This window comes from Atopobium sp. oral taxon 416, assembly GCF_018128285.1.
Lineage (GTDB): Bacteria > Actinomycetota > Coriobacteriia > Coriobacteriales > Atopobiaceae > Olsenella_L.
Genome location: NZ_CP072380.1, coordinates 422,477 through 447,383, shown reverse-complemented (window position 1 = coordinate 447,383; position 24,907 = coordinate 422,477). Strand labels below are relative to the sequence as shown.

Sequence of the window (24,907 nt, the reverse complement as noted above, 5' to 3'; positions counted from 1 at the left end):
GAATTGATGGCCAGGCCCAAGGGAAGGGGCTCAACCATCCTATGGACGTTTTTGGAGAGGAGTTTATCAATGTACAAGATCCTTGAAAAGACGCAGTTCTCCGAGAAGGTGTTTAAGTTCCGCGTCGAGGCACCGCAGATAGCAAAGCATGCACATGCTGGTCAGTTCCTGATGGTGCGCGCCAACGAGACGGGCGAGCGTGTCCCGTTCACGTTCGCGGACTGGAATCCTGAAGAGGGCTGGGTCGAGTTCATCTTCATGGTGGTCGGCAAGACTACGAAGATGCTCTCTACCTATGAGGCTGGAGATTCGCTGGAGGATGTCACGGGTCCGCTCGGCCGGCCGAGCGAGTTCGCCGATGGCAAGTGGGGTGTCATCGGCGGCGGCGTTGGCCTCGCTATCGCATTCCCGATCACCCGCAAACTCGTCAAGGATGGCAAGGACGTCCATGCGATCATGGGTGCCCGCACGAAGGGCCTGCTTCTGCTCGAGGATCAGTTCCGCTCCATCCTGCCGGATGACCGTATCCACATCACAACGGATGACGGCTCCTACGGCGAGAAGGGCGTTGTCACCGCTCCGGAGGAGCGTCTATTGAAGGCTGGCGACATCGACCACATCTTCTGCGTCGGCCCGGTACCGATGATGAAGTTCTCAACACTCACTGCTGAAAAGTACAACTGCCCGATCACCGCATCGCTCAATCCGATCATGGTAGACGGCACCGGTATGTGCGGCTGCTGCCGTGTTGAGGTCGATGGCAAAACCAAGTTTGCATGCGTCGACGGCCCTGATTTCGATGCCACGAAAGTCAACTGGAACGATCTGCGTGCCCGTCAGGCTGCATATCATACCGAAGAGGGACAGGCACTTCACGCCTATGAGGAGGAGATCTGCGCATGCCACAAGTAAATGGTCGTTACGTACCGGATATGAAATCTCCACGCACTCCGGCCAACGAAGAGGATCCGAAAGAGCGCGCAAAGGACTTCCGTCCTGTTGATAAGGGCTACACCAAAGAGATGGCCATCAAAGAAGCTAACCGCTGCCTCGACTGCAAGAAGCCGTTCTGCATTGACGGCTGCCCGGTCGGCATCGATATCCCGAAGTTCATCGAGGCTATCCGCAACGAGGACTTCGGCCGTGGCCTCGATATCATCCACGAACAGTCTATGCTCCCCGCAATCTGCGGCCGTGTCTGTCCGCAGGAGAACCAGTGCGAGGGCAAGTGCATCCGCAGCAAGAAGGGCGAGCCGGTCGCAATCGGTCAGCTCGAGCGCTTCCTGGGCGATATGCCTGAGGTTGCCTCCGCGCCGAAGGTTGCCCCGAAGAACGGCAAGAAGGTCGCCGTCGTGGGCGCCGGCCCGTCCGGCATCACCTGCGCAGGCGAGCTTGCCCGCAACGGCTTTGACGTAACCGTCTTTGAGGCCTTCTTCACCGGTGGCGGCGTCCTTGCTTACGGCATCCCTGAGTTCCGTCTGCCGAAAGCGGTCGTCAAGCGTGAGATCGACGGCCTTGAGCAGCTCGGCGTCAAGTTCGAGTACAACTCGGTTGTCGGCCGTATCACCACCGCAGAGGAGCTCTTCGACGAGGGCTACGACGCGATGTATATCGCAACCGGTGCAGGTCTCCCGAAGATGCTCAACATCCCGGGCGAGAACCTCCCGAATGTCTTCTTTGCGAACGAATATCTGACCCGTGTCAACCTGATGAAGGCAAACGAGTTCCCGAAGTACGACACCCCGACCAAGCACGCAAAGGACGTCGTGGTCTTCGGCGGCGGCAACGTCGCAATGGACTCCGTCCGTACCGCGCTGCGCCTCGGCGCTGAGAACGTCATGCTCTGCTACCGCAGAACTGAGAAAGAGATGCCAGCCCGTCGTGCTGAGATCGAGCACGCAAAGGCAGAGGGCGTTCAGATCCACGAACTTGCCTCCCCGATCGAGTTCATCGCCGGCGAGAATGGCTCCGTGGCCCAAGTCAAGGTCCAGAACATGAGACTCGGTGAGCCGGATGAGTCCGGCCGTCGTCGTCCTATCCCAATCGAGGGCTCCGTCGACGTACTCCCCTGCGATCTGGGCATCTCCGCAATCGGCACGAACGCCAACCCGATCTCCAAGCTGATTGGCCCTGAGAAGATCAACAAGTGGGGCTACATCGAGGCAGACGAGAAGACCGGCCAAACCTCAGACCCTCGTATCTGGGCAGGCGGCGACATCGTCACTGGTGCAGCCACTGTCATTCTGGCTATGGGCGCAGGCAAGGCTGCCGCAGCTGATATGACCAAGAAGCTGGTTGCGACCGCATAGGTTTGATACTTCAGCATTGCTTGAGTTGTGAAGAGGGACCCGTCCTCATAGATGGGTCCCTCTTCTGCTCCTGCAGTGTTGTGAAAGAAACTATAAATGACCGTGTTGGTATCTCGACCGGATTAATCCTCAAGCGGTGGCATCGGCTTCCAGGTGGGGTCGTGCAGGATCTGCTTGGAATCCTGATAGCCCGCCCACAGGCGTGCCCAACCGGTCTTTAAGTGTCCTCGATCGACCGCCACCAGGCGGATGAATTCCTTTAGGAAGGTGAGGAGCGTCCCAAAGCCATAGCCGACTGGATTGTAGTCGTGATAGAGCATCAGGTACCGCGCGAAGTAACCGCGGTTGCGCGTCACATAGTAGCGCGTCATATCGCTCGTAGAGTTCAGTTGGCGCACGCCGAGCTCCTTGTCAGGCACCGCGCGTTCACGGCGCAGCACGTAGTCAGGAACGAGCGCCACCTCGCACACTTTGCTTGCCAAATAGCCATAGAGCGCGTCATCGAGATACACGAAGAACCGCTCGTCGGGCAAACCAATCTGCTTGACCACTTTGCGGCTCACACAGCTGCCCTCAAAGCACAGGGCATTGCAGCTCTTGTAGGTCTCCCCTTCACGCCAGCTGTCCCGGGAGAAAGGATTGTAGATCGCCAGCGTCGTCCAGAACCGATATTGCCAATAGAAGTGCCCGCCGTCAGTGTCGTAGCGCTGGCCCTGGATGGCTTGGAACTGGTGACTCCACCTGTCGAAGGCATCGACCGCACCAGGCAGGACCGTGACATCGTCGTCCATCAGCCAGAACCATTCCGCCCCTAACTTATAGGAGCGCCCCACACCGCGTGAAAAGCCGCCTGAGCCCCCGCAGTTGTCACGTTGGGGGAAGTACACAACCCGCTTCACACCGCCCTCTCTATCAGGGTCTGAGGGCGTGTCACCCCAGGCGTCGTGCACCTGTTGGGTGAACTCTGAGACCATACCAGCGGTCTTTGGGCTGTTCTCGTTGTCGACCACGACGATGCGCCAAGGGGCCTGCTTAAGCTTCAGGATCGAATCAAATAAGCGGCGCAGCAGGTCCTGTCGTTTGTACGTGACAGTCACCAGTGCCAATCGCTCCATGATTCAACCCTTCGAGTAGGTATCTGCATCCTCATGATTATACCAGCCATCAGTTTATAGAAGATTTGTGGCGTGAAAACCCATGGGACTTCAGTTCGCGGGATGAAACGCTGTCCGATCATGTCTGCCTTAGCTCTCAAGTGTTTGAGGGTTTCAGCGCTGACTTCACCTGTGGTGACAATGAGCTGTCCACTTGACCAGAACGTATGTTTATGCCAGCAGACATGGCACAACTATGATGCGTGGACCTTCCATATGTGGAAGGCGGTGAGTGCATACAAAGTACGCACGAGTGTTTGGATCATGTAGTGGATATGGTCTTTGTCGGTTTGCATGTGAAGTATCTGGATGGTGTGCTTCAGAGCGATTTTTTGTTGAGAGTTAAACGATGAGTGTCTTCCTTTGCTAGTTGGTGGAAAGGATGAGGTGGAAGCAAAGCAGGTATCTCGAAGGGTTTTCTGGCTCACAGTGATTGTTTAAAGTGGCACTTCTTGCTCTTAGGTGTCAGTGAATATATTGCATACAGCAAGCTATCGATATTTAGGCAGGTAAGACAAGGGTGCAGTATGGAGCGCAAACCAACTACAGCTGCCATCTCAGCGCCAACCACTATCGCGGGTTGAAATGTCTTTGCCTATATGCGAACAACCTCTACAGCAAGGCTTTGTATCAAACAAGGCAGCATCTCTTCATTGCAGGCGGGCTTTTCAGCTGAAAGACCAACTATCATCTGTGCAAAACCAACGATACCTACAAGATGTTGCAAGCCGAAGGGGCCCTACACACGATAAAGGGTGTCGCCTATAGCTTGAAAGCTTCCCCTATACTATTGAGAAGATGCAAGAGTGGCGACTACAGCTACTCTCAAGTGTTGATCTCACACTACAGGGCAAAAGGCGGCGTGTTTTTGCTGATACTTCCCACGAACGGGTTGTAGAGACTGCCCAAAAGCAGGTAGCTTCTACAAACCTATCCGGGCCATGTCGAACGTTTGGATGGGCACTATATCAAGGGTATTCTCTCTAAACAGCCAGCAGCCCCTTAGCTTGAATGAGTGCTGTATTATGGGAGTGGATATAGAAGCTGACAATCTCGCCGTACGGCTCACCCCAGAGCATGGGCGCTTAGTTGGCAGGCGATAACTCAAGTCAGCTAACCACTATTGCAACAGGCACTTGGCGTATCTGAAAAGCCGACTAGACACAGGCAAGATCCGACAGGTAGCCGACAAAGGGAGTCGGCGTGTGCGAGACTGCACGCTCAAAGCGCCGCGCACCATCACCAACCTGTGCATAGAGAAGAACACAGACACCCTGATTGTTGGATCCAACATGGGATGCAAGCAGGGAGCAGCCACGGCAGAAAGAATGATCAAGCGCTCATACAGATTCCCTGTAGGCTACTCGAACGCTAGCTTACATACCGATACATACAGCAGAAAGAGACCTACACGTCCAAAGCATCCTGTATGGGTGGGGATCGAATACAAGCCCGCTGACAAGTAAGCACACCTTTTCTTAGACAAGCGCATCTGAGGCGGCCTATAGCGAACCCAAAGGTAGTATCTTGGTGAAGCGCAGACATCAACGCTGCCGTAAACATTGCACACAAACAAAAGCCGGCAGAGCGGCAACTGTGTAGAGGTGTTGTGGCAATACCTCTACAAATTCACGTCGATTAAGACATGGGTCACGCCAAAATCCCGTAAACTGTAGTTTACGGGAATGCCAAGCATACTCCATATCCCGGACAAGACGAGGGGGCATCGGCTTGGCGTATCATACAGACCGATGCAAGAACACGCAAGCACAGCGAGGGTTGCTATGAAACACAAGGTATCGGTCATTGTTCCCTGCATGAATGTCGAACAAACGGTCGATGTGGCGCTCCAATCGCTTAAGGATCAGAGCTTCTCCGACCTCGAGATCCTAGCGCTCAACGACGGCTCCACCGATCAGACCTTGGCGCACCTGCAGGCGCAGGCCGACCGGGACCCCCGCATCCGCGTGATCGACAGACCGAACTCAGGCTACGGCGCAACCTGTAACTTAGGCTTTGAGCAGGCCACCGGCGACTACCTGGCGATCTTAGAGCCGGATGACAGTGTGGAGCCTGACTTCTTTTCGGACCTGCTGGCCTTCGCGGATACCTTCCCGAAGCCCGTCGACGTTATCAAAGCAGCCTACTGGCGCCTCTTTGAGGGTGAGAACGGCGGCAAGCCGATGCGGATCCCCTGCGCGTACTACCATCGGATCCATCCCCTGCAGCAACCCTTCGCAATCACTGAGGCGCAGGAGTTTTTGCTCCACCACCCCGCGATCTGGTCGGCGCTCTACCGCAGGGACTGGATTGAGGAGAAACACATCCGCTTCCTCCCCATCCCCGGTGCAGGTTGGTCAGACAACCCCTTCCTGATTGAGACCCTCTGTCAGACCGATCGCATCGCCTATGTGGACAAGCCTTACTACCGCTACCACGAGAACAGCGCGCAGCAGGCGCAGGCACAGCTGCGCAAGCATCCGCTCATGCCGATGGAGCGCATCGAAGATATGCTCGACGTGGCGGATCGGCTCAAAATCCATGAATCAAAAGTACAGGAGGCGCTCACGGTACGCGCCCTCAACTATGCGCAGCTTTCAGTCAACGCAGCAGGGCTTACCTACCCTGGGCTCTACGACGCAATCGAGCGTTGCTATAGAAGGTTGGATTCTGAGATTGTCCTCAATAGTTCAATCATTGCCCCAGGGGCCAAGCGCAGATACTGCGCGATCGTGGGAATCGAAGCTCCCAATATCTCTGATCTGAGCTACCTGCCCCATGTGATGAGCGAAACCGCCTATCGGCTCGTGACCGACGGGCCCCGCTTTACGTTCGGCGCACTGCGCCACGCCCCGAATCAGCGTGATTCTAAGGCTTCTGAGAACGACAAACGGTAACGGAAGGAAAATCTAGACGAGATCCATCTTGAGGTTGGGATAGCGACGGGTGAGCCAGGAGAAGAGCTCCCCCTCCTTCATCGTCATCGTCACATCCTTGCGGCGGATGGCCGCCAGCATCATCCGAGCGATCAGGCTCCTGAGCGAGCGGTCCCCATGGGCGACCTTCTGCGTGCGATCATCCATAATCGCTTTCTCAATGTGGGCGCGCTTCTGCGCCCCATCAAGCTCACAGGCGGGGCTGCAGGTATGGATGATCGAGGTGATCAACCCGGCCAGATAGCGATTCTGAAGCATGGACTGGGTCTGCGCATCCTGTGAGAGCCCCCACGAGGCGAAGAGCTCATCGAGCATATCCTGACTGCCATCCTCCATGCAGTCGGTGATACCCCAGCCCACCGGATCGCAGAGGGTATTCGCGTTGTAGATCGCGAGCGGATCGAAGGCGACGCCTGAGGCTTCCTTCAGAAAGCTCACCATGAACGACATCCCGCCATCACAGGAGAAGAGGGAGCCGGCCTGTTTGACACAGGAGCGGCGCATCAGTTTGCCTTCCGGATACGGGAGCAATCCCAAGGCGAAGAACCGCCAGGCATCCCGGTGGAACTGATCGTTGCTATCGTAGAGGACCCGCGTACTCAGCTGGCCGGAGAAGCTGCGCTCAGAGGTACCCACAGATCCCATCGCCAGATCGAGGTTGTGGTCCTCGCACAGCGTGTAGAGGCGCTCGAGCGTCCCTCTCGCCATGGTATCCGACCCGTCCATAAAGAAGAGATAGGTGCCCCGGGCCCGTTCAATCCCTAGGTTGTAGGCATGGGGGTACTCGGCCGCCTCGATGTGGGCAGCTTCCAGCGTCACATCCCGCTCCTGCGCCATGGACAGGACACGTAAGGTCGCATCGGTCGATGCGGCGTCGATCACCATAATCTGTAGCTTATCGAGTGTCTGAGCGGCAAGACAGTCCAACAGGCGCGGCAGTGTTGTGGCAGCATTGTGCGCCCTCACGATCACACTTACCTTGGGTATGCTTCGCCCGCTGACTGACATGAACTTACTGAAGCCTCCACCCTACATTACAAGGCTCATGCGCACAGAGACTGTGCGCTGTATTTTCATTACTCTATCAGCTTTTTATACACGTGTTGAAAGGAGTGGGCATTCCCATAATTTACAAACAGAACTAACAAGACACCTACAAATATTGGACACGGTTCCATCACTTCTCTTGAAACCGTCGGTCGTGCCTATGCAGTGAGGACCCCAAGCGCTACGTTGAGTTCAAGCGCGTTGATCGTGGAGCCGCTGGCTCCCTCCGCGGTCGTGTAGGAGACACCTGCCACATCGCCTGCATCCCCCGTGTGGAACTGCGAGAGCATATCGTCGGCGCTGCGGTTGCTGAGGTCGGTCGTAATCGAGGCGCGCAGTGAGGTTGCAATCTCGCGGGCCTGATCCTCCGGGGTGTTGCAGTAGGTCTTCAACAGGTCCCAGAAGTTATGGTTCACAACCATAATGTGGGTGAACCTGATTGAGGCCACATCGCTCACCGGTACGACACAGTCAGGGCCTCCGTTGCTTGCGAAGAGCGCGGAAAGCGTCGTGGTTCCGCTGTTCGTGGAGATCGCCAGATCGACCGGCAGCTCTGCCCTTGTCATCATCCCGTTATTCGTATTGAGGGCAAAGATGCTGGCCCACTTAAGGCTGCTGCCATCTTCGCTACGGGTCAGCACGAGGTAGGTATCAATCCCGTCGACCTTTCGAGCGGATGCGCTCAACGCAGCGATATCCGGGGTATGTTGGTTGTCTCGGGCATCCTCCAGGTTCGGATTGTTGAAGTGCGCATAGCTCTCAGCGCGAGTATAGCAATACGAAAAAATAAGGATGGAAGCGATAGCGACAACGATGATTGCGGCGACAGCGATCGCATCGCGTCTCGGGCTCGGTGTCGGGACGTCCGTTCTTTCGAATCTTGCTCTTCGTCGCATAGGTACCCTCTTAGAGCCGCAGTTGAAACAGAGTCAGAATAACAATCAAAGTGTAATACCCGCAGCGGAAAAGGCCAAACCCACAAGCACACCAATCAGATAGATGGCAAGGACGATTGCGAGATTCTCCTTCACGTGCTCATTGGTGCGGAAGAGTACCAACAATCCGACACCGCCTGCCGTCAAAAGTCCGGCCAACATTGAGCCGGTGGGCAGCAACCCCTCGAGGAAGAGCTCGGTGATCGCAACCGAGGCTCCACAGTTCGGGATCAGACCGATCAGCGCCGTCGCGAATACCGCACGGACCGGGTGATAGGCAGCCATACTCGTCACCGTATCGGAGCCGATCGCCGCGATCAGGAGGCCGAACGCGAAGGTGATCACCAACACGAAAAGCGAGATCCGCACCGTGTGGATCAGGGCACTGCGCGTGATGCGCCACCACTTGTTGTGCGCCGGATGATCGTCGGTACCCTCTTGAGCGCTGCTCTCCTCATCGCACTCGCAATGCTCACGTTCGCACAACTCATGGATATGGAAGTATCCATCCCCCTCTTTTCCGCGACAGATCAGGCGGATGATTCCATCGATTGCAAAGCCAAAGATAATACCGCAGACAATCTTAATGCCCATGATCGACAAGAGGCGCGCAGGCGGCTGCTGGGCAGCCACAAAGATCGGCAGCATCTCATCGCTCGTCGAGAGGATCACCGCAACCAAGGTGCCTAGCGTAACCATGCGGGCGGAATAGAGCGTTGCCGCCATCGCTGAAAACCCGCACTGGGGGATCGCACCCAGAAGCGATCCGATCAGAGGGCCTGCTTTCCCGGCATTACTGACCGCCTGTTCCGTTTTGGAGCCCGCCGCATGCTCTAACCACTCCATCGCAAAGTAGGTCACGAAGAGGAAGGGGATGAGCTGGAGGGTGTCGCCCAGACTGTCCAGCAATGTGTCCACAAAGAGATCCAAAACTACCTCCTGTGGCTGGCCCCGACCAGCCACGTCATGATCGAAGAAAATTGTTCACTGATACAAACAATGTATATGTATGCCCACATGCACTTGACACTATGCCTCAGGCAGAGGAGAACCACAGAGTTACGCCCCCATACAGCCATTAGAAAAGAAGCTCGCTACTGATGGTGGGTAGCACTCCTGCATCCCCTTGAGCGTAGGACGCCCGGATGGAAGGATTTTGCCGGCGGAAGGCTTCGGTCCTAAGGTGCGATATAGATGCTTAAGGCAGGTATGCTGACAAGGCTCTCTAAGAGATCCCATGGGGCTTAGAGACGAATGGAGCTCTTCGATGTCTGATTTGAGAAGCGCAGATGAGCGCAGGGCATCCTGCATGTGAGGGTCGCATACTGGGAGGGCCAGGCAGTGGTGAGCCCTGTCTGCCACAGGCGCTATAGCACCTACGACGCGCGAGAGGACCTTGTGGCATCTCGACATCTGGCAATACGAGACCATCGTGCACTGCGCGGTACCGAGTGCCCCTAAGGACAGCGTGCCTGCCGCAAGGATGCTCTGAAAGGTGTGCCCGAAGACGCATCACGGCGCTCTTTGAGGCCCAGCTGATCGTTTGTCATGAGTGTTGTGGCCATGGCCTCTGCACGAGACAGCCTACGTGCATATGGAGACTGCTTGGGAAGGCGACATCGAAGGCAAGGGATGCAGCAGACTATTCCAGAGTCGTGCGTGTGGGTACAGGCGACACCGCCAAAAGGTGCGACCAAAGCTGTATCAGCATCATGGCCGACCTCGACTGCCAGCGCACCCACGCCATCACGGAAGGCAAAGGACAAGGGAGCGGTGTGAAGGCTTTGAGATGAGCTTAAGGAGCATACAGGGGACAGGACGAAGGGCTTAGAGGTCATGCGCGACATGGCAAAGGCATACTCGCTCGGCGTAGCGGCAGCGATGCCCCAGGCCGCCCAGATCCTGGACAGCGTCCATGTGGTGGCAGCTTTTCACAAAGACGACAGACCCTGTGAGGTGCGCGGAGAGGCGCGAGCCAGCGAAGAAGCACAAGGCAGCTCGCAGCTGAAGAAAAAGGAGAGCCTCACAGAGTGCCAGCTTGCGAAGAGAGAGGAGCTCGACCCCACGAAGACACATCTCAGGGAGGCGCGTGCCTGCCAGACGGCAAAGCGATGCAGGACACCTATGGCTGCCCCGACAGAAAATCTACAACCAAAGCCTCAGACCGGCTCTGCTCGTAGACGATGCACTCTGCCGTAGCTAAGATCAAGAGGATGGCAGGTACCTTTAGGCAGGAGCGTGAGGGGATCTTGAACTGGTGGAAGAAGAGATCCACCAATTCGTTCCTCAAAGGGCTCAACTCCCTCGTCCAGTCAGCGAGGAGCGCCGCCAGGGGCTTCAAGAACACCGGATACTTCAGGACGATAATCTTCTTCAGACTGGGAAACTCAACTTCTCGGCCCAGAGGCAGCTGGCATGCACTATCCACTAGAGATGTCGAAGAGCCGAAAGAAGGAGCACAGCCCTCTAGTCCCAGGGCAGGAGTGCGCCCTTGGGATAGGTGACGTCCACAAAGGTCAGCCCCCTCGCCGGTGCGGTCGGGCCGGCAGCTTTCCGGTCACGGGCCGCCAGCGCTTTCTGCACCCAGCTCACATCCCGATGACCCCGCCCCACTTCGGCTAAGGTGCCGACGATGATGCGGACCATATTGTGGAGGAAGGCGTTGCCCTTAACCGATACACAGATCAGGTTCTCTCCGGTCTCCTGAGTCCGGTAGACCTTGACCTCCTGGATATTGCGGCAGGTCGAGAGCCCCGCCTGCTGCAAGAGCTGCGCCGACTCCACCTTGCAGAAGCTGACAAAGTCGTGCTCCCCTACCAGTGCCTGTGCGGCCTGGTTCATTGCAAGCGGATCGAGCGCGCCACGGTACCACCAGGCATAGTCCCATGAGAGTACCGGCCGCGCCTGCCCAGCCACGATGCGGTAAATATAGTGGCGGGAGGTCGCCTCAAAGCGGGCAGAGAAATCCTTTGAAGCCCGGAAGACCCCACGGATAGAGATATCGTCCGGGGTGAGGGCATTCAGAGCACGCTGAATGCGGCCGGCGTTGATACACGCTTCCTGTGCGGTAACCGGCAGGCTCACATACTGAGCCTGGGCATGGACGCCGGTATCCGTCCTACCGGCACAAGTGAGCTCGACCGGCCTTCGCAGAAAGGTCTTGAGGGCGCGGCCAAGTTCCCCTGCCACGGTCCTTGTGTTTGGCTGCGCCGCAAAGCCCGCAAATTGGGCCCCGCGGTATCCGATCTTCAACACCAATGTTGTATCCATCTCAGGCTGCATGTTATAGCCCACCTCCTGCTATCACTACCACACCACAACTCACCACGAGAAGCGCAATGTCACGCACACCGAGCGGCTTTGTCTCAGGAATCCGCGCATGTGCCCCATAGGCCCGATCATTGAGGGCAAGCGCTACCTCGTCCGACCTCCGGAAGAGTGCCACGATCGCAGGCACCAGAACCGCGTTCCAATGCCCCAACCGCTCCGCGATGTTTCCTTTACTGAAATCAAGCGCCCGAGCCTCCTGCGCATCTTTGATTCGCGCAAACTCGTGTGCGCTGACCGGCAGAAACCGTAACGCCAGTGCCATCGTCATGCTCACATCGTCAACCGCAACTTCGAGGTTTCGCAGCGGCTGTAGAAGCCGCGCTACCCCGTCAGCCCCCTCAGGAGGGGTTGTGCTCGAAGCTACGACGAGGGCAAAGCCGACGATCAGAACGATCCGTAGAACCGCACAGGCGCCCCTCAGCGCCCCAATACTGCTCGCCGAGAGATACCCCAATTGCAGATCCCCCGTCCTATCAAACCTGAGGGAGTTGATCAGCAACACTACGATCAGAATGATCAAGGTGGGACGGACCCCGTGTGCGATATCGCAGGAATGGATCGGACTCAGTGCACAGACGAGAACAAGGATTCCTGCGAGCGCCGCAAAGGCCACTGGTCCCTGTGCCATAAACGTAGCCACCGTCACCAGGATAAGTGCAAGCGCTTTGATGCGAGCGTCGCAAAGCTCAAGAGCAGACAGCTGGCCTGACACTATAGGCTTTCCATCTGGTTGTGCCGCAGGAGCAGCCGGCACTGTACGCCCCTCCAAATACGAACACAATGCAAGCTCAGGGGGCACGGCGAGCCCCGCCTGCCGTAGAAGTTCCGGACGCTGAACAACCTCATGCGCCGGATACAAGCCTACCAACGTACCCTGTGCAAGGAGTGCGACCCGATCCGCCTCAGGGATCCACTCATCTAGATCGTGGGAGACCAAAAGAATCCCCGCCCCTTGTCGAGCAAGGCTGTGGAGCAGCCTATGGATCTGGGATTTTCCCGCCGCGTCCAGTCCGGCTCCCGGCTCATCGAACACGTAGACAGGAGGCTGCATCGCCACCACACCGGCGATTGCGACACGGCGCTGATAGCCGCCCGAAAGGGTGAGGGGATGCCGGGGAAGCATCGTGGACGGGATAGAGAGACTCTCACAGGAGTCCTGAACCGCCTGAGACACACGCTCGGGGGACATACCTATATTGGTGGGGCCAAACCCTATATCTTCAGAAACTATATCGCAGAAGAGCTGTGAGTGCGGCCGCTGGAAGTTGAGGCCAATCTCACCGGCGTGTACCGGCCGGCCCTTCAATGTGCAGCGACCGGATGACAAGGGTTGTACACCTGCACAGCAGTGCGCGAGGGTACTCTTCCCGCTTCCCGATCTTCCGGCTACGAGGAGGATCTCCTTGGAGTGGATCGTGAGATCAATCGAGTTGAGAACCTGCTGCTTCCCAAAGCAGGCGCAGCCGCCCTTGAGCTCCAATAGAGGTGTTCTCTTGTGCGAGGGCTCATAGTGGTGTGCCCGTTCAAAACACGCACGCAACTTTGCAGTCAGGTTATGCTGAGGAGCGAAGCTAGCGAGCCCGTCGATCTTCACGGTTCCATCGTCACTAGCCAATTGGCTGCAGGTCAATCCATTGCCGAGAGTCATATGTAGCGCCTGCGCAAATGGAAGAGTGTCCATTTCAGCCATAGTGAGTGCTTTTGCATCAGAGAAGAACTGATCGGAGGATCCGCTCCATCCAATCCTTCCCTCATGCAGAACCACAACGGTGTCAGCCCAGAGCAAGTCGGTGGGTTCATGGGTGATCAGCAAGATACCGGTGCCCGCACACTTGGCGGCGACCCACTGTGAGCGGACCCGTTCGCGCATCGTGACATCGAGTTGGGCCCCGACCTCGTCGAGCACCACATACCTGGGTTTCATCGCAAGGGCGCTTGCAACTGAAAGGCACACCTGCTCTCCCCCGGAGAGCCCCTCGGTATCCGCATCCTCCTTGTCGGCAAGCCCGACTACCCTGAGCGCGTAGTCAACCCGCTCACGCAGAGCTGCACCGGTCATTCCAAGGTTGTGCGGACCAAAGGCCACTTCGTCGGCAACCCGGCTCGAGACAATCTGAGTAGTAGGATCCTGCCTCACGATCGCAACGCGCTGCTTGATCTCAAGCTCTGAAGTATCAGCAGTCGAGTCTTTATCGACACTAACCTTCCCTATACTCGGCAGATAGGTAGCATTGGCAAGGGAGGCTACTGTCGACTTCCCTGAACCGTTGGCGCCAACCACGGCAACGCAGGATCCAGGGGCCACGCTGAAGCTAATGTCGTGTAAGACGTCCGTATCGCTGTCATAGCTGAATCCTACGTCTTGAAATGCCAGCATTGATCCCCCTCCCCTGTCCTATATTTGTGCAGCAAAAAGGCCCCGAATATACGTCCGAGGCCTCTGCCAATAACCACATGTTGCGCTTGACTACTCTGTAGGAGTTTCCTCAGCAGGAGTGTCATCCTCTACAGAATCCTCTGCGGGCTCATCGTCTTTCGCAGCCTCAGCAGCGTCATCCTTGCTGTCCTCAGCCGCAACCGGCTCAGGCTCAGCGACAGGCTTGACAGTATCGGCAGTAGCTTTCGGCTTCACTGCCTCGTTGACAAGCTCGATGATAACGACATCGGAATTGTCACCCTTGCGCTTGCCGAGCTTCATGATGCGGGTGTAGCCACCCTGGCGGTCCTTCCAAAGGCCCTGCTGAGCCTTCTCGAAGACCTCACGTACGACCTCTTTGTCGCCGACGGTCTTGATTGCGAGACGGCGAGAGTGCAGATCGCCCTTCTTTGCCCAGGTGATAACGTGATCGACATCAGGGCGGATTGCCTTAGCACGCGGTTCGAGGGTCTTGATACGGTCATTGGCCAGAAGAGCACAGGTGAGGCTCTTCTTCATGGCCTTGGTATGACTCGCATCAGTCCCGAGCTTCATGCCATGTTTCTTATTGTGTCTCATGGTATATATGCTCCTATTAACAACGTTCGATGAGTCTTAAGGCTTTAATGAGAGTCCCATGGACTCTAGCTTATCCTTGACTTCCTCGATGGACTTAACACCAAAATTGCGGATGTTGAGCAGGTCATTCTCAGAGAACTCAACAAGCTGGCGGACAGAGTGGATCCCTGCACGCTTCAGGCAGTTGTAGGAACGGACCGAAAGGTCCAGATCCTCGATCTTCTTGTCGAGCTCAGTGTTGTCATCTTCCTTCTTCTGAACGAAGATGGAAGCGTCCTCTTCGTCTTCGGGCTTCTCTCCCAGGCCCATGAATGCGTTCATGTGCTGATCGATGATATTCGCTGCCTCAACGACCGCATCCTGCGGGGTCACAGACCCGTCGGTTTCGACCTCAAGGATCAATCTGTCATAGTCGGTCCGCTGCCCGACACGGCAGGGCTCGACGACCTTCGCACAACGACGCACCGGTGAATACAGGGAATCGACCGCGATCGTGCCAATCGGGTCATCAGGGTTGTCGTGGTCTGCCTCAGAGACATAGCCACGACCCATGCCGATGTTGATCCCCATCTTCAGATGGGCGCCGTCATCGAGCGTACAGATCACATGGTCTGGGTTGACGACCTCGAACTCAGCAGGGACCTGCAGATCTCCGCCGGTGACCGTCATCGGACCGTCCACGTTGATGGTCGCGATCGCATGATCGCCCATCCCCATGGAATGGAAGACCAGACCCTTGATGTTCAGGACAATGTCCGTGACATCCTCGTAGACGCCCGGAACCGTGGTGAACTCATGCTGTACACCGTCGATCTTGATAGACTCTGCCGCAGCTCCTTTAAGTGAGGAAAGCAGGACACGCCTCAAAGAATTACCGAGGGTATCACCGTAGCCGCGCTCAAGCGGCTCAGCAGTGACACGGGCAATTTTGTCATTGACCTCTTCTACCGACACAGTTGGCCGGATGAAATCGGACATGTATAACCTCCAACCGTTTCCTATTACTTGGAGTAGAGCTCGACGATAAGCCGCGGGTCAATACCAGTATCGATCTGATCCAGCGTCGGGAGGGTCAGCACCGTACCAGAAAGTTTCTCGATGTCTACCTCAAGCCAAGAGGGAACGGCCATGTGCTCAGAGGCGACGATTGCCTCCTTGATCGGGAGCAGATCCTTTGCCTTCTGCGCGACTGCCACAACGTCCCCCGCCTTCACGCGGTAAGAGGGGATGTCGACGCGCTTACCATTGACCGTGATGTGGCCGTGACGAACGGTCTGACGGGCCTCTTTGCGCGTACGAGCAAAGCCCAGACGGAACACAACGTTGTCAAGGCGGGTCTCAAGCAGGATCATCAGGTTGTCACCGGTGACGCCCTCAATTCTCAGGGCCTTCTCATAATACCCGTGAAACTGCTCTTCGAGCACACCGTAGATGAACTTTGCCTTCTGCTTCTCACGGAGCTGCTGGCCGTACTCAGATTCCTGACGGCGGCGCTGCTTCGGCTGACGATTCGATTTCTTATTGATGCCCATAATCGTGGGCTCGATGCCGAGTTGGCGGCATCTCTTAAGGACAGGCGTCCTATCTACTGCCATAGCTACTGTCCTTCCTCAGTTGCGACGACGCTTGCGCGGACGGCAACCGTTGTGCGCGATGGGTGTCTTATCCTGAATACCTGAAACCTCCAGGCCTGCTGCCTGAAGTGAACGAATAGCGGTCTCTCGGCCAGAGCCGGGACCCTTCACGAAGACGGTGATCTTGTGAAGACCATGCTCCATAGCGGCCTTGGCAGCCTGCTCAGCTGCGATCTGTGCCGCGAACGGGGTGGATTTACGGGAGCCCTTGAAGCCGACCGTGCCGCCGGACTGCCAGGCAATGACATTGCCCTGTGCATCGGAGATAGAGACGATCGTGTTGTTAAAGGTGCTCTTGATGTGGGCTTGGCCCACAGCGATATTTTTGCGCTCAGAGCGCTTCACGCGCGTCGTGCGCTGATTCTTCTGTGGCATCTACTACTCCTTAAGCCTTCGCCCTAGCACCGATCTGGCGACGCGGACCCTTGCGGGTGCGAGCGTTCGTGTGGGTGCGCTGTCCATGAACAGGTAAACCTTTACGGTGACGAAGACCACGGTAGCAACCGATCTCCATGAGACGGTTGATGTTCTGACGACGCTCACGGCGAAGATCGCCCTCGACAGTGTAATGCGCGTTGATGTACTCGCGGATCTTTGTTACTTCTCCCTCAGTGAGATCGCGGACACGAGTGTCCGGATTGATCCCACTCTCTTTGCAAATCTTGGTAGCGGACGTACGGCCAATGCCATAAAGATAGGTTAAGCCAACTTCAACGCGCTTCTCACGCGGGAGGTCAACACCATTAATACGTGGCAACTTTTGCTCCTCTCTTAACCTTGGCGCTGCTTATGACGAGGGTTTTCGCAAATAACGTAAACCCGACCATGGCGACGGACAATCTTGCATTTGTCGCACATCTTCTTTACCGAAGGACGTACCTTCATTGCAATCCCCTTCGATTGTTTCCTACAGGTTCTATATAGACGCCCAGCCGCAGGCGAAAATTGCTCTCTAAAATTGCTCTCTATTTGTAACGATATGTTATGCGGCCCCGAGTCAGATCATAGGGAGAGATCTCCACGGTCACCTTGTCACCCGGAAGGATACGGATGTAGTTCATACGGATCTTCCCGGAAATGGTGCACAGAATCGTCTTCTTATTCTCCAGCTCAACTCGAAACATCGCATTTGGCAAGGGCTCGAGGATAGTACCTTCAAGCTCAATTGCATCTTGCTTACTCAAGTTTCACAACCTTTCACGTCATATAGCTCCACAATGACAGTGAATTATAATACTAGCAAAAACTTCTGAAAAATACAAAGTTTTATGAATGTCCACAGAGCAATAATATGGCCGGTAATTCTAAGACATGGATTTTGACCATCCTTTCAAATCCCGCAAAGATGTCTCCAAAGGATACAGATTGTACGGCAAGGATGTAGAAGACCATGAGGAAGACATACAGTGCGAGCTTCAAGATGGCAGCCGTGCTGGAGATGGCGAAGGAACAAAAGACACTCTTACAGGTTACTGTAAAGCACAGACGTAAACCCGTCGCTTACACCCTCACGAAGAGACGAGCTGCTTGGCGCTGCCTACACCATATTCAACAGGACGAAGGAGGATGAATCCTCAAAGCAAGTACAACGTCTTGTGGTGATAGACCTCCCAGAGGCACTTCTAACCCAGACGCTTGCGCAGCCCTCGGTTGAGTGAATCGTAGGCCTTCTGGACCTCGGCGTCTGTGGCGTGTATTTTGATAGCCTCTGAGTTGGGTGTCTGAGCGGCCTTGTGGTGGCCGGCAAGCTCGCAGTTGAGCGAGCCCGACTCCACGGTACGGTAGATGGTGGTGTCGCTTACGGAGAGGGCCACTCGGCCCTGATGTGGGCCGATATCTGCTCGTAGGACCAATGCTTATCGCGCATGGAGCAAACGACAAGCGAGCACCTCCTAGGCCGTCCATGAGCCTTTGCCACCTCGAGCGGTTGTGCCTGGTGTCGACCCTGCGCTTGCCGGGGAGGCCCTGTACCAGCGCCCGCTGCTCGTCACGCTGCCGTTGCGTCTGATCTACCTGGAGACGGCCGACCTCCCTCGCGATCTGACTTTATGCCCTCTTGGTTCCTCCAGCAAACCATGATGTCCTCGCGCTTCTCGATGCTAAGATGGCTGTAGCGGCCCATGCCTGCCTCCAAGGTGATGTCTTTGCAAGTACCATCTTAGGTCGTACGTAGGTCGTTACCTCGTAATTAGTTGTTACACTCAGAGCGTAGATTCACCCCTCAAAATAGAGTTTTCTATACGGGCAACACATACCACTTCCCTTGTTCGCAAGCCGCATACAAATGGGAAGCGGCAGCCACCAAAAGGAGACCACCGCAATAACCATCGACACATACAGGCACAGTTGATCATTGATTTGTTTGACCGACAGCACGAAAGCCAGCTGCACACTCTAGGCGCTGAATCCTCCCATGAGCGCATCTATTATCTGATCCCCACTCCCATAAGATGACTGGGCACCCCTTCCCGTTGCAGCAAAAGCCGAGACAGCAGACGCCATATGTGCAGAATCTCCTAAGTTATACCCAGCGACAAGACCAGCAAGGATGGCGCCCATATACGCATCACCGCACCCAGTCATATCAATCGCCTTGACCGTTACAGGATCTACGTGTTCAATCTCGCCGGAATCTATGACCACTGAACCTGCGGAGCCCAACGTAATGATCTCTCGTTCAAACCCGATTTCTGCCATACGGTAAGAGATCTCATGCCAGTCCGTATCGACACCAGCCAGCTTCTCCGCACCAAGGAACTGAGTGATCTCATGCTCGTTTACCAGCAGCACATCACAAGCTTCTATCAAATCAGTTGGCAATGACGCGGTAAAGGGCGAGTCGTTCAGGAGCACTGTCATTCCTGCGCTGTGGCAGATGGTAGCCGCTTCGACAACGGCATCCATTGGGCTCTCGAGGCAAAGCCCCAATACCGCCCCTTCCGTCAAGTCGCATTGCACAGAGTCAATATATGATGGCGAGAGAAGTGCATTCGATCCTGCCGAATAGACAATCGTATTCTCTCCAGCGGCGTCGACCGTTATGAGAGTGGAGCCGCTGGCCCCTTCGAGTCTTGCCACATGAGAGACGTCCACTCCAGCTTCCATGAGTTTCCCAGCAAGGAAGTCAGCATTTTCATCTTTGCCAAGGGCGCCAAACATCCTTACGTTTGCACCAATTCGCGCGGCAGATGCCGCTTGATTGCCCGACTTTCCCCCAGGAAGCAGGGCAATGGGGCCACCCGGGACTGTCTCCCCCGGGAGGGGGAGCCGCTCGGTCGTAACGGTATAGTCGGCATTCATGGAACCCAAGACGCAAACGATACCGTTCGAGGAGGAGACACCCCTGATAAGGGATTCCACATCGAAGCCCCTATTAGTTTCACGCGTCACTTAGCTCCCTCCCCTGCAGTAGTAGCACCAACTCCGTCCTCAGTGGACTGATCGATCGAAAGCACAGCTTTCTTCACCGACTTTCGCGCTGCCATCGCAGTCATGCCAAACCAGACCATCGCCACACCCGTGGCAATAGCAAGTATGACCCATGTAATCGCTGAGGTCTGCCTATACAGGGTCACATAAGCAATGCAGAGCAATCCGCATAGGACGCAGAGCATCGACCGATCCCGACGCATCACTGAGGCAACTTTGATGTCGGCTACAGCTTTCACCGACTTCTCGTCGTATGTCGGCACACCTACAGGCTTAGCCTTAGTCTCACGGATATGAGAGCACTCTGACTTCCCTGTCATCGCGATCTCCCCTTTCCAACAATCGGAAACAGGCGGGCACGGCTCCATTGCCGCACTCGCCTGACCTCGTAGAACAATGCTATGCCGAAACAACACCAGTCATTCCGAAGAGCAGACCAAGTGCCATGATACCAAGGATGAGCCAAACCACATTGACCTTTTTCTGTAGAAGCCATGTGCAGAATAGGGTGAGCGAAATGGGAACGAGTCCCTTGAAAATTGCATCCAGGTACGTCTGGACCTTTACGGCATCCGTATTGGGAACCGGAATGCTAAGGGCGCAGCTGAACTTGACAAAGCTTGCAGACATTGCGCCAATCATGATAAGACCAAGAATGCTTGCCGCCTTCATGATGATTCCCATGACTCCAGACTCGTACGCCTTGGAGAGGAACGAGGATCCCAGCTTGTAACCCAGAATCAGCATCCACCAGCGGCAGAGCATCGAGGGGATATTGTAGATGAGCAGGAAAAGAATGGGTCCAAGCACGGAGCCCGTTGCTCCGATGGAAATACCCACAGCGGCTGCGATGACCCTGAGCACGCCCCAGAACACTGCATCGCCCACGCCCGAAAGCGGTCCCATGAGAGACGCTTTCACCGCGTTGATGGAGCTGACATCGAAATCCTCAATTTCACTGTTCTCTCGCTCCATTGCTGCGACAAGGCCCATGACAAAAGTGGACACATTTTCGGTCATGTTGAACCACGTGGTGTGGCGAACCATTGCCTTGGTGCGGTCTTCATCACTCTTGTAGAAGCGCTTGAAGGCAGGCATCAGCGAATAGATGAAGCCATCCGAACCTGCCTCAGCTTCGCCCGCCCAGAAGCAGTACTCCGTGAACGATCTCCAATAGATGCTGTTGAGCATCTTCCTGTCCTCGGGCGAGAGACCCTTGGCACTGATGTTGACTTTCATCTCGTCTGGCGAGGAAGTCTTCTCAATCTCGTCACTCATGCGAAGAACGCCTCCTCCTCATTATCTGCATCAGGACTGGACTCCAGCGCGGGCCTACGGCCTTCGCACTCATGCTGAAGATCCAGCGTCTGCTTATCCCTCAGGGCAGTAACAACAACGACCACAGCGGCAAATGCCGCAACTCCGACCATGTCGAGTCCCAGATACGAAACCAGGATGAAGCCCAGCAAGAAGTAGATGGACAGCTTCTTGTCCCAGAGCATCTTCAGGAGCATTGCCATACCGATAGCAGGAAGCAGGTTGCCAGAGGCGGAGAATCCCGCAATAACATTTTTAGGCACCTGGTTGATCATCTGGCTCACAGGCTCAGCACCGAGAAGCACACCCAGGAAGGTGGGAATGCAGCAGATTCCATATTTTATGACCCATCCCAAGAAGTGAACGAGCTTGATGTTCCTCTCCTTGCCGGAAGCTGCCGCGCGATCGATGAACGGCGCGCCAAGGCTGGAAAGCGACAGGTGGATAAACTCATACACCAAACCTGCGAGAAGGCCAATAGGAACCGCAAGGGCAATTGCCACACCCTGATCCATGTGCATCACCACAACGAAGACCACGGCAAGCGTTGTGGCAGTGACCGGCTCTGCCGTAACTGCGCCGCCAACATTAACGGCACCCATGAATATTGCTTCGAGCGCAGCGCCCACGATGACACCAGTGGTCACGTCTCCAAAGAGAAGGCCAGCAACCATGCCGGCTACGAGGGGTCGCTCGGACATGCATTGTCCGAACATGTAATTACTGCCGATGCTTATGAATGCAGACAGCATAGCGAGTAGAGCTGTACCAAGCATTGTTCCTCCTTGACTCGTATCTTCAACCCACGAAGGGCCAGCTACCTAATGTCTTCCAGCGCCGTCTCAACACCGGTTTTCGCATCATTCGGGGTGACCTGGTGAAACACTGGAATACCACGCTTGCATAGCTCTCGGGCGGCCTCGACCTCTTCGGGAGTCAGCTCGACATTTGGCATCACGCGAGTCTTCTCACTGTTCACGAACCTTCCTACGTTTGCGATATTTACCTCTTTGATCATCCCAGAACATGACTCCACCAATGCAAGGGCATCCTTGACGCAGTTGGTGAGGACAAAGATAGGCATTGCCTTGCTGCGTGAGTCGTTGATGACTTCCTCAGCATCGTTAACACTCTTAATGAGAAGATGTTGAGAGCTCGGGCAAGCCATTTTAAGGGTAGAGGCAACCATCTTATCCTTCGCAGCACCATCATTTGCGACGATGATACCCCTGGTATTCAGCGCCTTCGACCACATGAGAGCAACTTGTCCATGTATGAGTCGATCGTCAACGCGCAATTGTTCGATCATTTGAACCTCCTCTCGTCGTCCCCTATGAAAAGAAACCCTCTCCTGAGTTGTCAGTGGCTTCTTCGTTCAGAACCTGCACTCGCCGGAGCTGACTCGCAGCAGCAGCACAAATCTCGTCGACAGATTCCTTCGTCAGTTTCTCTGGAGTCAGAAGACACTCCATGACCACCGCGAGGTTCATTCCAGTCACATGCATGACACCGTGATGCTCCGGCTGCTCTAGCGCAACTTTTTGAAAGACGCTGCCTCCGAGGATGTCCGTGAAGATGACCGCCTCATCATTTGGAGTGCAGGAGTCAATGAACTCTCGAATAGCGGCTGTATAGTCACTGTTGTCCACATAGGCATCAATTGCAGTAACTCCAGAGCTTTCACCAGCGAGGATGTCGATTGAGCTCTTGAGGCCACTGGCAAAGTGACCATGTGAAGCTAGGAGAATCCGCCTCATCGCACTTCCCCTCCATCTAGAGACTGAAGTGGTTGGGGTTGAGGAGCTGGAGCTTCTTCGCCACAAACTCATGGGCGTCGTCCCGTGCACAAGACCCGAGGCTCACTCCATCCCCGTCATAGATCTTCCCACTTGCCATGTGCCTCTCCATCGAGTGATAGATGGCACGAAAGTACTCAGTGGCGATGTTGAACTTGCTCATGCCAAGGTTAACGGCCTCCTGCAACTGATCATCGGGAATGCCCGAGCAGCCATGCATAACCAGGGGGATATTTACCGCGGCGCGCAGTTCCTTGATGCGCTCAAAATCCAAGTTAGGCTCAGTGCAATAGGGTCCGTGCGCATTGCCAACTGCAACCGCAAGCGAACCGCACCCGGTTCTTTCCACAAAGTCAACCGCCTGATCAGGCTTGGTGTAGTGGTCACTGTTCTTGATGTCATCCACACTAGAGCCCTCGCCCACATGCCCCAGCTCCGCTTCAACGTCCACATCGAACACCCTACCGATGTTCACCACATCCTGCGTGAGCTTGACGTTTTCCTCATAGGGAAGCGAGGACCCGTCCACCATGACAGAGGGAAAACCATCTTTAATGCCACCGACCGCAATGTCGTAGCCCTTTGAGTGGTCCAGGTGAACCGCAACGGGAACGCTGGCCTTGCGAGCATATTGGCAAGCAGCGAACGCCATTACATTCACAGGCATATAGTCAGCGAATCCCGGGAAGTACTGCACGATAATCGGGAGCCTCTCATGCTCGGCCGCCTCTATTGCAAAGCGAACCGTCTCGGGATTGACGGAGTTTATTGCAGGGACCCCGTAGTGGTGCTTGGTCGCATGCTCCAGAAGATCCTTCACTTTTATCAATGCCATTTCTCTTCCTCTCTCTTATGCGAGGCTTGCCGTCGTACCTCTTCGACTACGGGAATAGTAAATCTAATTTCATTTAAAGCAATATTTTTTGGAATATATTTCCGTATTCGGTATGAGTTTTCGGTTGAACGTAGTTATATCAATGGGTTTTAACTCATATTTTCTTAAACTGACAAACCGTTGATGTTGTTTGTGCGCTCAGAATCCCGAAATGCAATTTCACTTCAGCTGAGAAGTGCCTTAATGCTATGTTTGGCTTGCACTCGAAGGGTGGCGTACCCCAGAGTATGGCGCGCCATTTCCTCGAGCTGATGGGAGAAACAATGGACAGTGGAGTTAGCGTTATCGACGCTATCCTTTCGCGATATGAGAACCTTTCCGCCTCGGAGAAGCGCATAGCGGATTTCATCGCCGAGAATCGGCATGAGGTCTCTTCACTTAATGCCTATGAGATTGCAGTTAAGTCAGGCACATCGCGAGCGACCATGTCTCGGTTCGTGCGCTCACTGGGCTTCGACAACTTTGCTCAGCTAAGAGTTGCGCTGGCACACGACGAGCAATCGGTCTCGCCTTCAAATCCTGCTCAGACTGAAATCTCGATAGACAACGTTCGCGAGTCGATGGACTACATCCTCAAAGCAAAGGTGGATGAGCTCAAGAGCACTGCGGCAATGCTGGATCAGTCGACACTAAAGAAGGCAATCAGCGCAATCGAATCTGCCGACCTAACTATGTTCGCCGCAGTCGGAAACACCATTCCCATTGCACAGAATGCAGCCTATAAGCTCTGGCAAGCTGGCTATCGCAGTGCCGCCCCAGCTTCGACAGATGGAAGCGTTCAACTCTCCCTACAGCTCACAAACCACGACTGTCTGGTTGTCTTATCAAGCTCGGGATACTCTAGGCGACTCATCCCCGTCATAGACAATGCCAACGACGCGGGAGCCTCGATCATTACCATCACGAGTAACCCAGAGTCAGACCTTGCAAGCAGGGCAGATATCGTAATCGAAACTGCCAACAGAGATCGAATGCTCTCAGACCTGAGCTTTTCGCAGAACTCCCTCAACTTCGTCATCGAGACACTCTTCCTCTTTCTCTCCCATGACTCCGAGGACGTGAAGGAGAAGAACCTCATGTTCTGGAAGTCCGCAAAGAGCGACGTCGAGCCCCAGGAACGGAAATAGAAA

At 55.3% G+C, this 24,907-nt stretch carries 28 protein-coding genes and 1 pseudogene; 8 read left to right on the top strand and 21 right to left on the bottom strand.

Annotated elements, in window-relative coordinates; translation table 11 throughout:
- The first annotated feature begins 69 nt into the window (after positions 1 to 69).
- Complete coding sequence (locus J4859_RS02405; protein WP_212332486.1) at positions 70 to 912, top strand: sulfide/dihydroorotate dehydrogenase-like FAD/NAD-binding protein; 843 nt, start codon at positions 70 to 72, stop codon at positions 910 to 912.
- On the top strand, positions 900 to 2,309 hold the full coding sequence (gene gltA / locus J4859_RS02400; RefSeq protein ID WP_212332485.1) for an NADPH-dependent glutamate synthase: 1,410 nt from the start codon (positions 900 to 902) through the stop codon (positions 2,307 to 2,309). The genes J4859_RS02405 and gltA overlap by 13 nt, the downstream gene beginning before the upstream one ends.
- A gap of 122 nt (positions 2,310 to 2,431) precedes the next feature.
- Here the strand turns inward: gltA and J4859_RS02395 are convergent, their stop codons facing one another.
- Entirely contained in the window at positions 2,432 to 3,424 is a 993-nt protein-coding gene (locus J4859_RS02395; RefSeq protein WP_212332484.1) for a glycosyltransferase, read from the bottom strand.
- Positions 3,425 to 5,247: 1,823 nt separating this feature from the next.
- Here J4859_RS02395 and J4859_RS02390 point away from each other — a divergent pair.
- The gene (locus J4859_RS02390) at positions 5,248 to 6,360 is read left to right on the top strand and encodes a glycosyltransferase (RefSeq protein WP_212332482.1); all 1,113 of its coding nucleotides are present in this window, start codon (positions 5,248 to 5,250) and stop codon (positions 6,358 to 6,360) included.
- 12 nt (positions 6,361 to 6,372) lie between these two features.
- Here J4859_RS02390 and J4859_RS02385 read toward each other — a convergent pair whose 3' ends face one another.
- From J4859_RS02385 to J4859_RS02375, 3 genes are all read right to left on the bottom strand, one after another.
- The gene (locus J4859_RS02385; protein WP_212332480.1) at positions 6,373 to 7,365 is read right to left on the bottom strand and encodes a glycosyltransferase family A protein; all 993 of its coding nucleotides are present in this window, start codon (positions 7,363 to 7,365) and stop codon (positions 6,373 to 6,375) included.
- A 239-nt stretch (positions 7,366 to 7,604) separates the two neighbouring features.
- Positions 7,605 to 8,342, bottom strand: coding sequence for a hypothetical protein (locus J4859_RS02380; RefSeq protein ID WP_212332478.1), 738 nt, complete (start codon positions 8,340 to 8,342; stop codon positions 7,605 to 7,607).
- 45 nt (positions 8,343 to 8,387) lie between these two features.
- Positions 8,388 to 9,311, bottom strand: coding sequence for a putative manganese transporter (locus tag J4859_RS02375; RefSeq protein WP_212332476.1), 924 nt, complete (start codon positions 9,309 to 9,311; stop codon positions 8,388 to 8,390).
- 725 nt (positions 9,312 to 10,036) lie between these two features.
- On the opposite strand from J4859_RS02375, the gene J4859_RS02370 reads away from it, so the two are divergent.
- The 3 genes and pseudogenes from J4859_RS02370 to J4859_RS17420 all read left to right on the top strand — a co-directional run bounded on the left by J4859_RS02370 (position 10,037) and on the right by J4859_RS17420 (position 10,885).
- Positions 10,037 to 10,174 (top strand): hypothetical protein, encoded by a 138-nt coding sequence (locus J4859_RS02370; protein WP_212332474.1) that lies wholly within the window; start codon positions 10,037 to 10,039, stop codon positions 10,172 to 10,174.
- 31 nt (positions 10,175 to 10,205) lie between these two features.
- Positions 10,206 to 10,580 (top strand): annotated as a pseudogene (locus J4859_RS02365) (transposase); the annotation flags it as partial.
- Positions 10,565 to 10,885, top strand: coding sequence for a transposase (locus tag J4859_RS17420; RefSeq protein ID WP_371812154.1), 321 nt, complete (start codon positions 10,565 to 10,567; stop codon positions 10,883 to 10,885). The pseudogene J4859_RS02365 and the gene J4859_RS17420, both read left to right, overlap by 16 nt.
- Here J4859_RS17420 and truA read toward each other — a convergent pair.
- The 9 genes from truA to infA form a co-directional block, all read right to left on the bottom strand.
- Positions 10,848 to 11,651, bottom strand: coding sequence for a tRNA pseudouridine(38-40) synthase TruA (truA, locus tag J4859_RS02355; protein ID WP_371812153.1), 804 nt, complete (start codon positions 11,649 to 11,651; stop codon positions 10,848 to 10,850). The genes J4859_RS17420 and truA overlap by 38 nt on opposite strands.
- A 13-nt stretch (positions 11,652 to 11,664) precedes the next feature.
- Positions 11,665 to 14,088 (bottom strand): ATP-binding cassette domain-containing protein, encoded by a 2,424-nt coding sequence (locus tag J4859_RS02350; protein ID WP_212332468.1) that lies wholly within the window; start codon positions 14,086 to 14,088, stop codon positions 11,665 to 11,667.
- Positions 14,089 to 14,178: 90 nt separating this feature from the next.
- Positions 14,179 to 14,706 carry a 50S ribosomal protein L17 gene (rplQ, locus tag J4859_RS02345; RefSeq protein ID WP_212332467.1) on the bottom strand — a complete coding sequence of 176 codons (528 nt, stop codon included), beginning with the start codon at positions 14,704 to 14,706 and terminating at the stop codon, positions 14,179 to 14,181.
- A gap of 36 nt (positions 14,707 to 14,742) precedes the next feature.
- Entirely contained in the window at positions 14,743 to 15,684 is a 942-nt protein-coding gene (locus J4859_RS02340) for a DNA-directed RNA polymerase subunit alpha (protein ID WP_212332466.1), read from the bottom strand.
- 23 nt (positions 15,685 to 15,707) lie between these two features.
- Positions 15,708 to 16,301: a 30S ribosomal protein S4 gene (gene rpsD, locus J4859_RS02335; protein ID WP_212332465.1), complete on the bottom strand. Its 594-nt coding sequence runs from the start codon at positions 16,299 to 16,301 to the stop codon at positions 15,708 to 15,710.
- 15 nt (positions 16,302 to 16,316) lie between these two features.
- Positions 16,317 to 16,715 carry a 30S ribosomal protein S11 gene (gene rpsK / locus J4859_RS02330; RefSeq protein ID WP_212332463.1) on the bottom strand — a complete coding sequence of 133 codons (399 nt, stop codon included), beginning with the start codon at positions 16,713 to 16,715 and terminating at the stop codon, positions 16,317 to 16,319.
- Positions 16,716 to 16,725: 10 nt separating this feature from the next.
- A complete protein-coding gene (gene rpsM / locus J4859_RS02325) occupies positions 16,726 to 17,097 on the bottom strand; it encodes a 30S ribosomal protein S13 (RefSeq protein ID WP_212332461.1) in 372 nt (123 codons plus the stop codon).
- 14 nt (positions 17,098 to 17,111) lie between these two features.
- Positions 17,112 to 17,225, bottom strand: coding sequence for a 50S ribosomal protein L36 (gene rpmJ, locus J4859_RS02320; RefSeq protein ID WP_212332459.1), 114 nt, complete (start codon positions 17,223 to 17,225; stop codon positions 17,112 to 17,114).
- 80 nt (positions 17,226 to 17,305) lie between these two features.
- A complete protein-coding gene (gene infA / locus J4859_RS02315; protein WP_212332453.1) occupies positions 17,306 to 17,524 on the bottom strand; it encodes a translation initiation factor IF-1 in 219 nt (72 codons plus the stop codon).
- 127 nt (positions 17,525 to 17,651) lie between these two features.
- Between infA and J4859_RS02310 the strand changes: the two genes are divergently transcribed.
- Positions 17,652 to 17,831 carry a hypothetical protein gene (locus tag J4859_RS02310; RefSeq protein ID WP_212332451.1) on the top strand — a complete coding sequence of 60 codons (180 nt, stop codon included), beginning with the start codon at positions 17,652 to 17,654 and terminating at the stop codon, positions 17,829 to 17,831.
- A gap of 131 nt (positions 17,832 to 17,962) precedes the next feature.
- Here J4859_RS02310 and J4859_RS02305 read toward each other — a convergent pair whose 3' ends face one another.
- From J4859_RS02305 to J4859_RS02270, 8 genes are all read right to left on the bottom strand, one after another.
- Positions 17,963 to 18,154, bottom strand: a complete 192-nt coding sequence (locus J4859_RS02305; RefSeq protein WP_212332449.1) for a hypothetical protein — start codon at positions 18,152 to 18,154, stop codon at positions 17,963 to 17,965.
- A 580-nt stretch (positions 18,155 to 18,734) separates the two neighbouring features.
- Positions 18,735 to 19,730, bottom strand: coding sequence for a ribokinase (locus tag J4859_RS02300; RefSeq protein WP_249113723.1), 996 nt, complete (start codon positions 19,728 to 19,730; stop codon positions 18,735 to 18,737).
- Complete coding sequence (locus J4859_RS02295; protein ID WP_212332447.1) at positions 19,727 to 20,089, bottom strand: hypothetical protein; 363 nt, start codon at positions 20,087 to 20,089, stop codon at positions 19,727 to 19,729. Before J4859_RS02295 ends, J4859_RS02300 begins: the two co-directional genes overlap by 4 nt.
- A gap of 79 nt (positions 20,090 to 20,168) precedes the next feature.
- A complete protein-coding gene (locus J4859_RS02290; protein WP_212332446.1) occupies positions 20,169 to 21,047 on the bottom strand; it encodes a PTS system mannose/fructose/sorbose family transporter subunit IID in 879 nt (292 codons plus the stop codon).
- Positions 21,044 to 21,862: a PTS mannose/fructose/sorbose/N-acetylgalactosamine transporter subunit IIC gene (locus tag J4859_RS02285; RefSeq protein WP_371812150.1), complete on the bottom strand. Its 819-nt coding sequence runs from the start codon at positions 21,860 to 21,862 to the stop codon at positions 21,044 to 21,046. Before J4859_RS02285 ends, J4859_RS02290 begins: the two co-directional genes overlap by 4 nt.
- Positions 21,863 to 21,903: 41 nt before the next feature.
- Positions 21,904 to 22,395 (bottom strand): PTS sugar transporter subunit IIB, encoded by a 492-nt coding sequence (locus tag J4859_RS02280; protein ID WP_212332442.1) that lies wholly within the window; start codon positions 22,393 to 22,395, stop codon positions 21,904 to 21,906.
- Positions 22,396 to 22,417: 22 nt separating this feature from the next.
- Positions 22,418 to 22,843: a PTS sugar transporter subunit IIA gene (locus J4859_RS02275; protein ID WP_212332441.1), complete on the bottom strand. Its 426-nt coding sequence runs from the start codon at positions 22,841 to 22,843 to the stop codon at positions 22,418 to 22,420.
- A gap of 16 nt (positions 22,844 to 22,859) precedes the next feature.
- Positions 22,860 to 23,717, bottom strand: coding sequence for a class II fructose-bisphosphate aldolase (locus J4859_RS02270; protein ID WP_212332439.1), 858 nt, complete (start codon positions 23,715 to 23,717; stop codon positions 22,860 to 22,862).
- Positions 23,718 to 24,040: 323 nt separating this feature from the next.
- Here J4859_RS02270 and J4859_RS02265 point away from each other — a divergent pair, with 323 nt between their 5' ends.
- A complete protein-coding gene (locus J4859_RS02265) occupies positions 24,041 to 24,904 on the top strand; it encodes a MurR/RpiR family transcriptional regulator (protein WP_212332437.1) in 864 nt (287 codons plus the stop codon).
- Positions 24,905 to 24,907 lie beyond the last annotated feature (3 nt).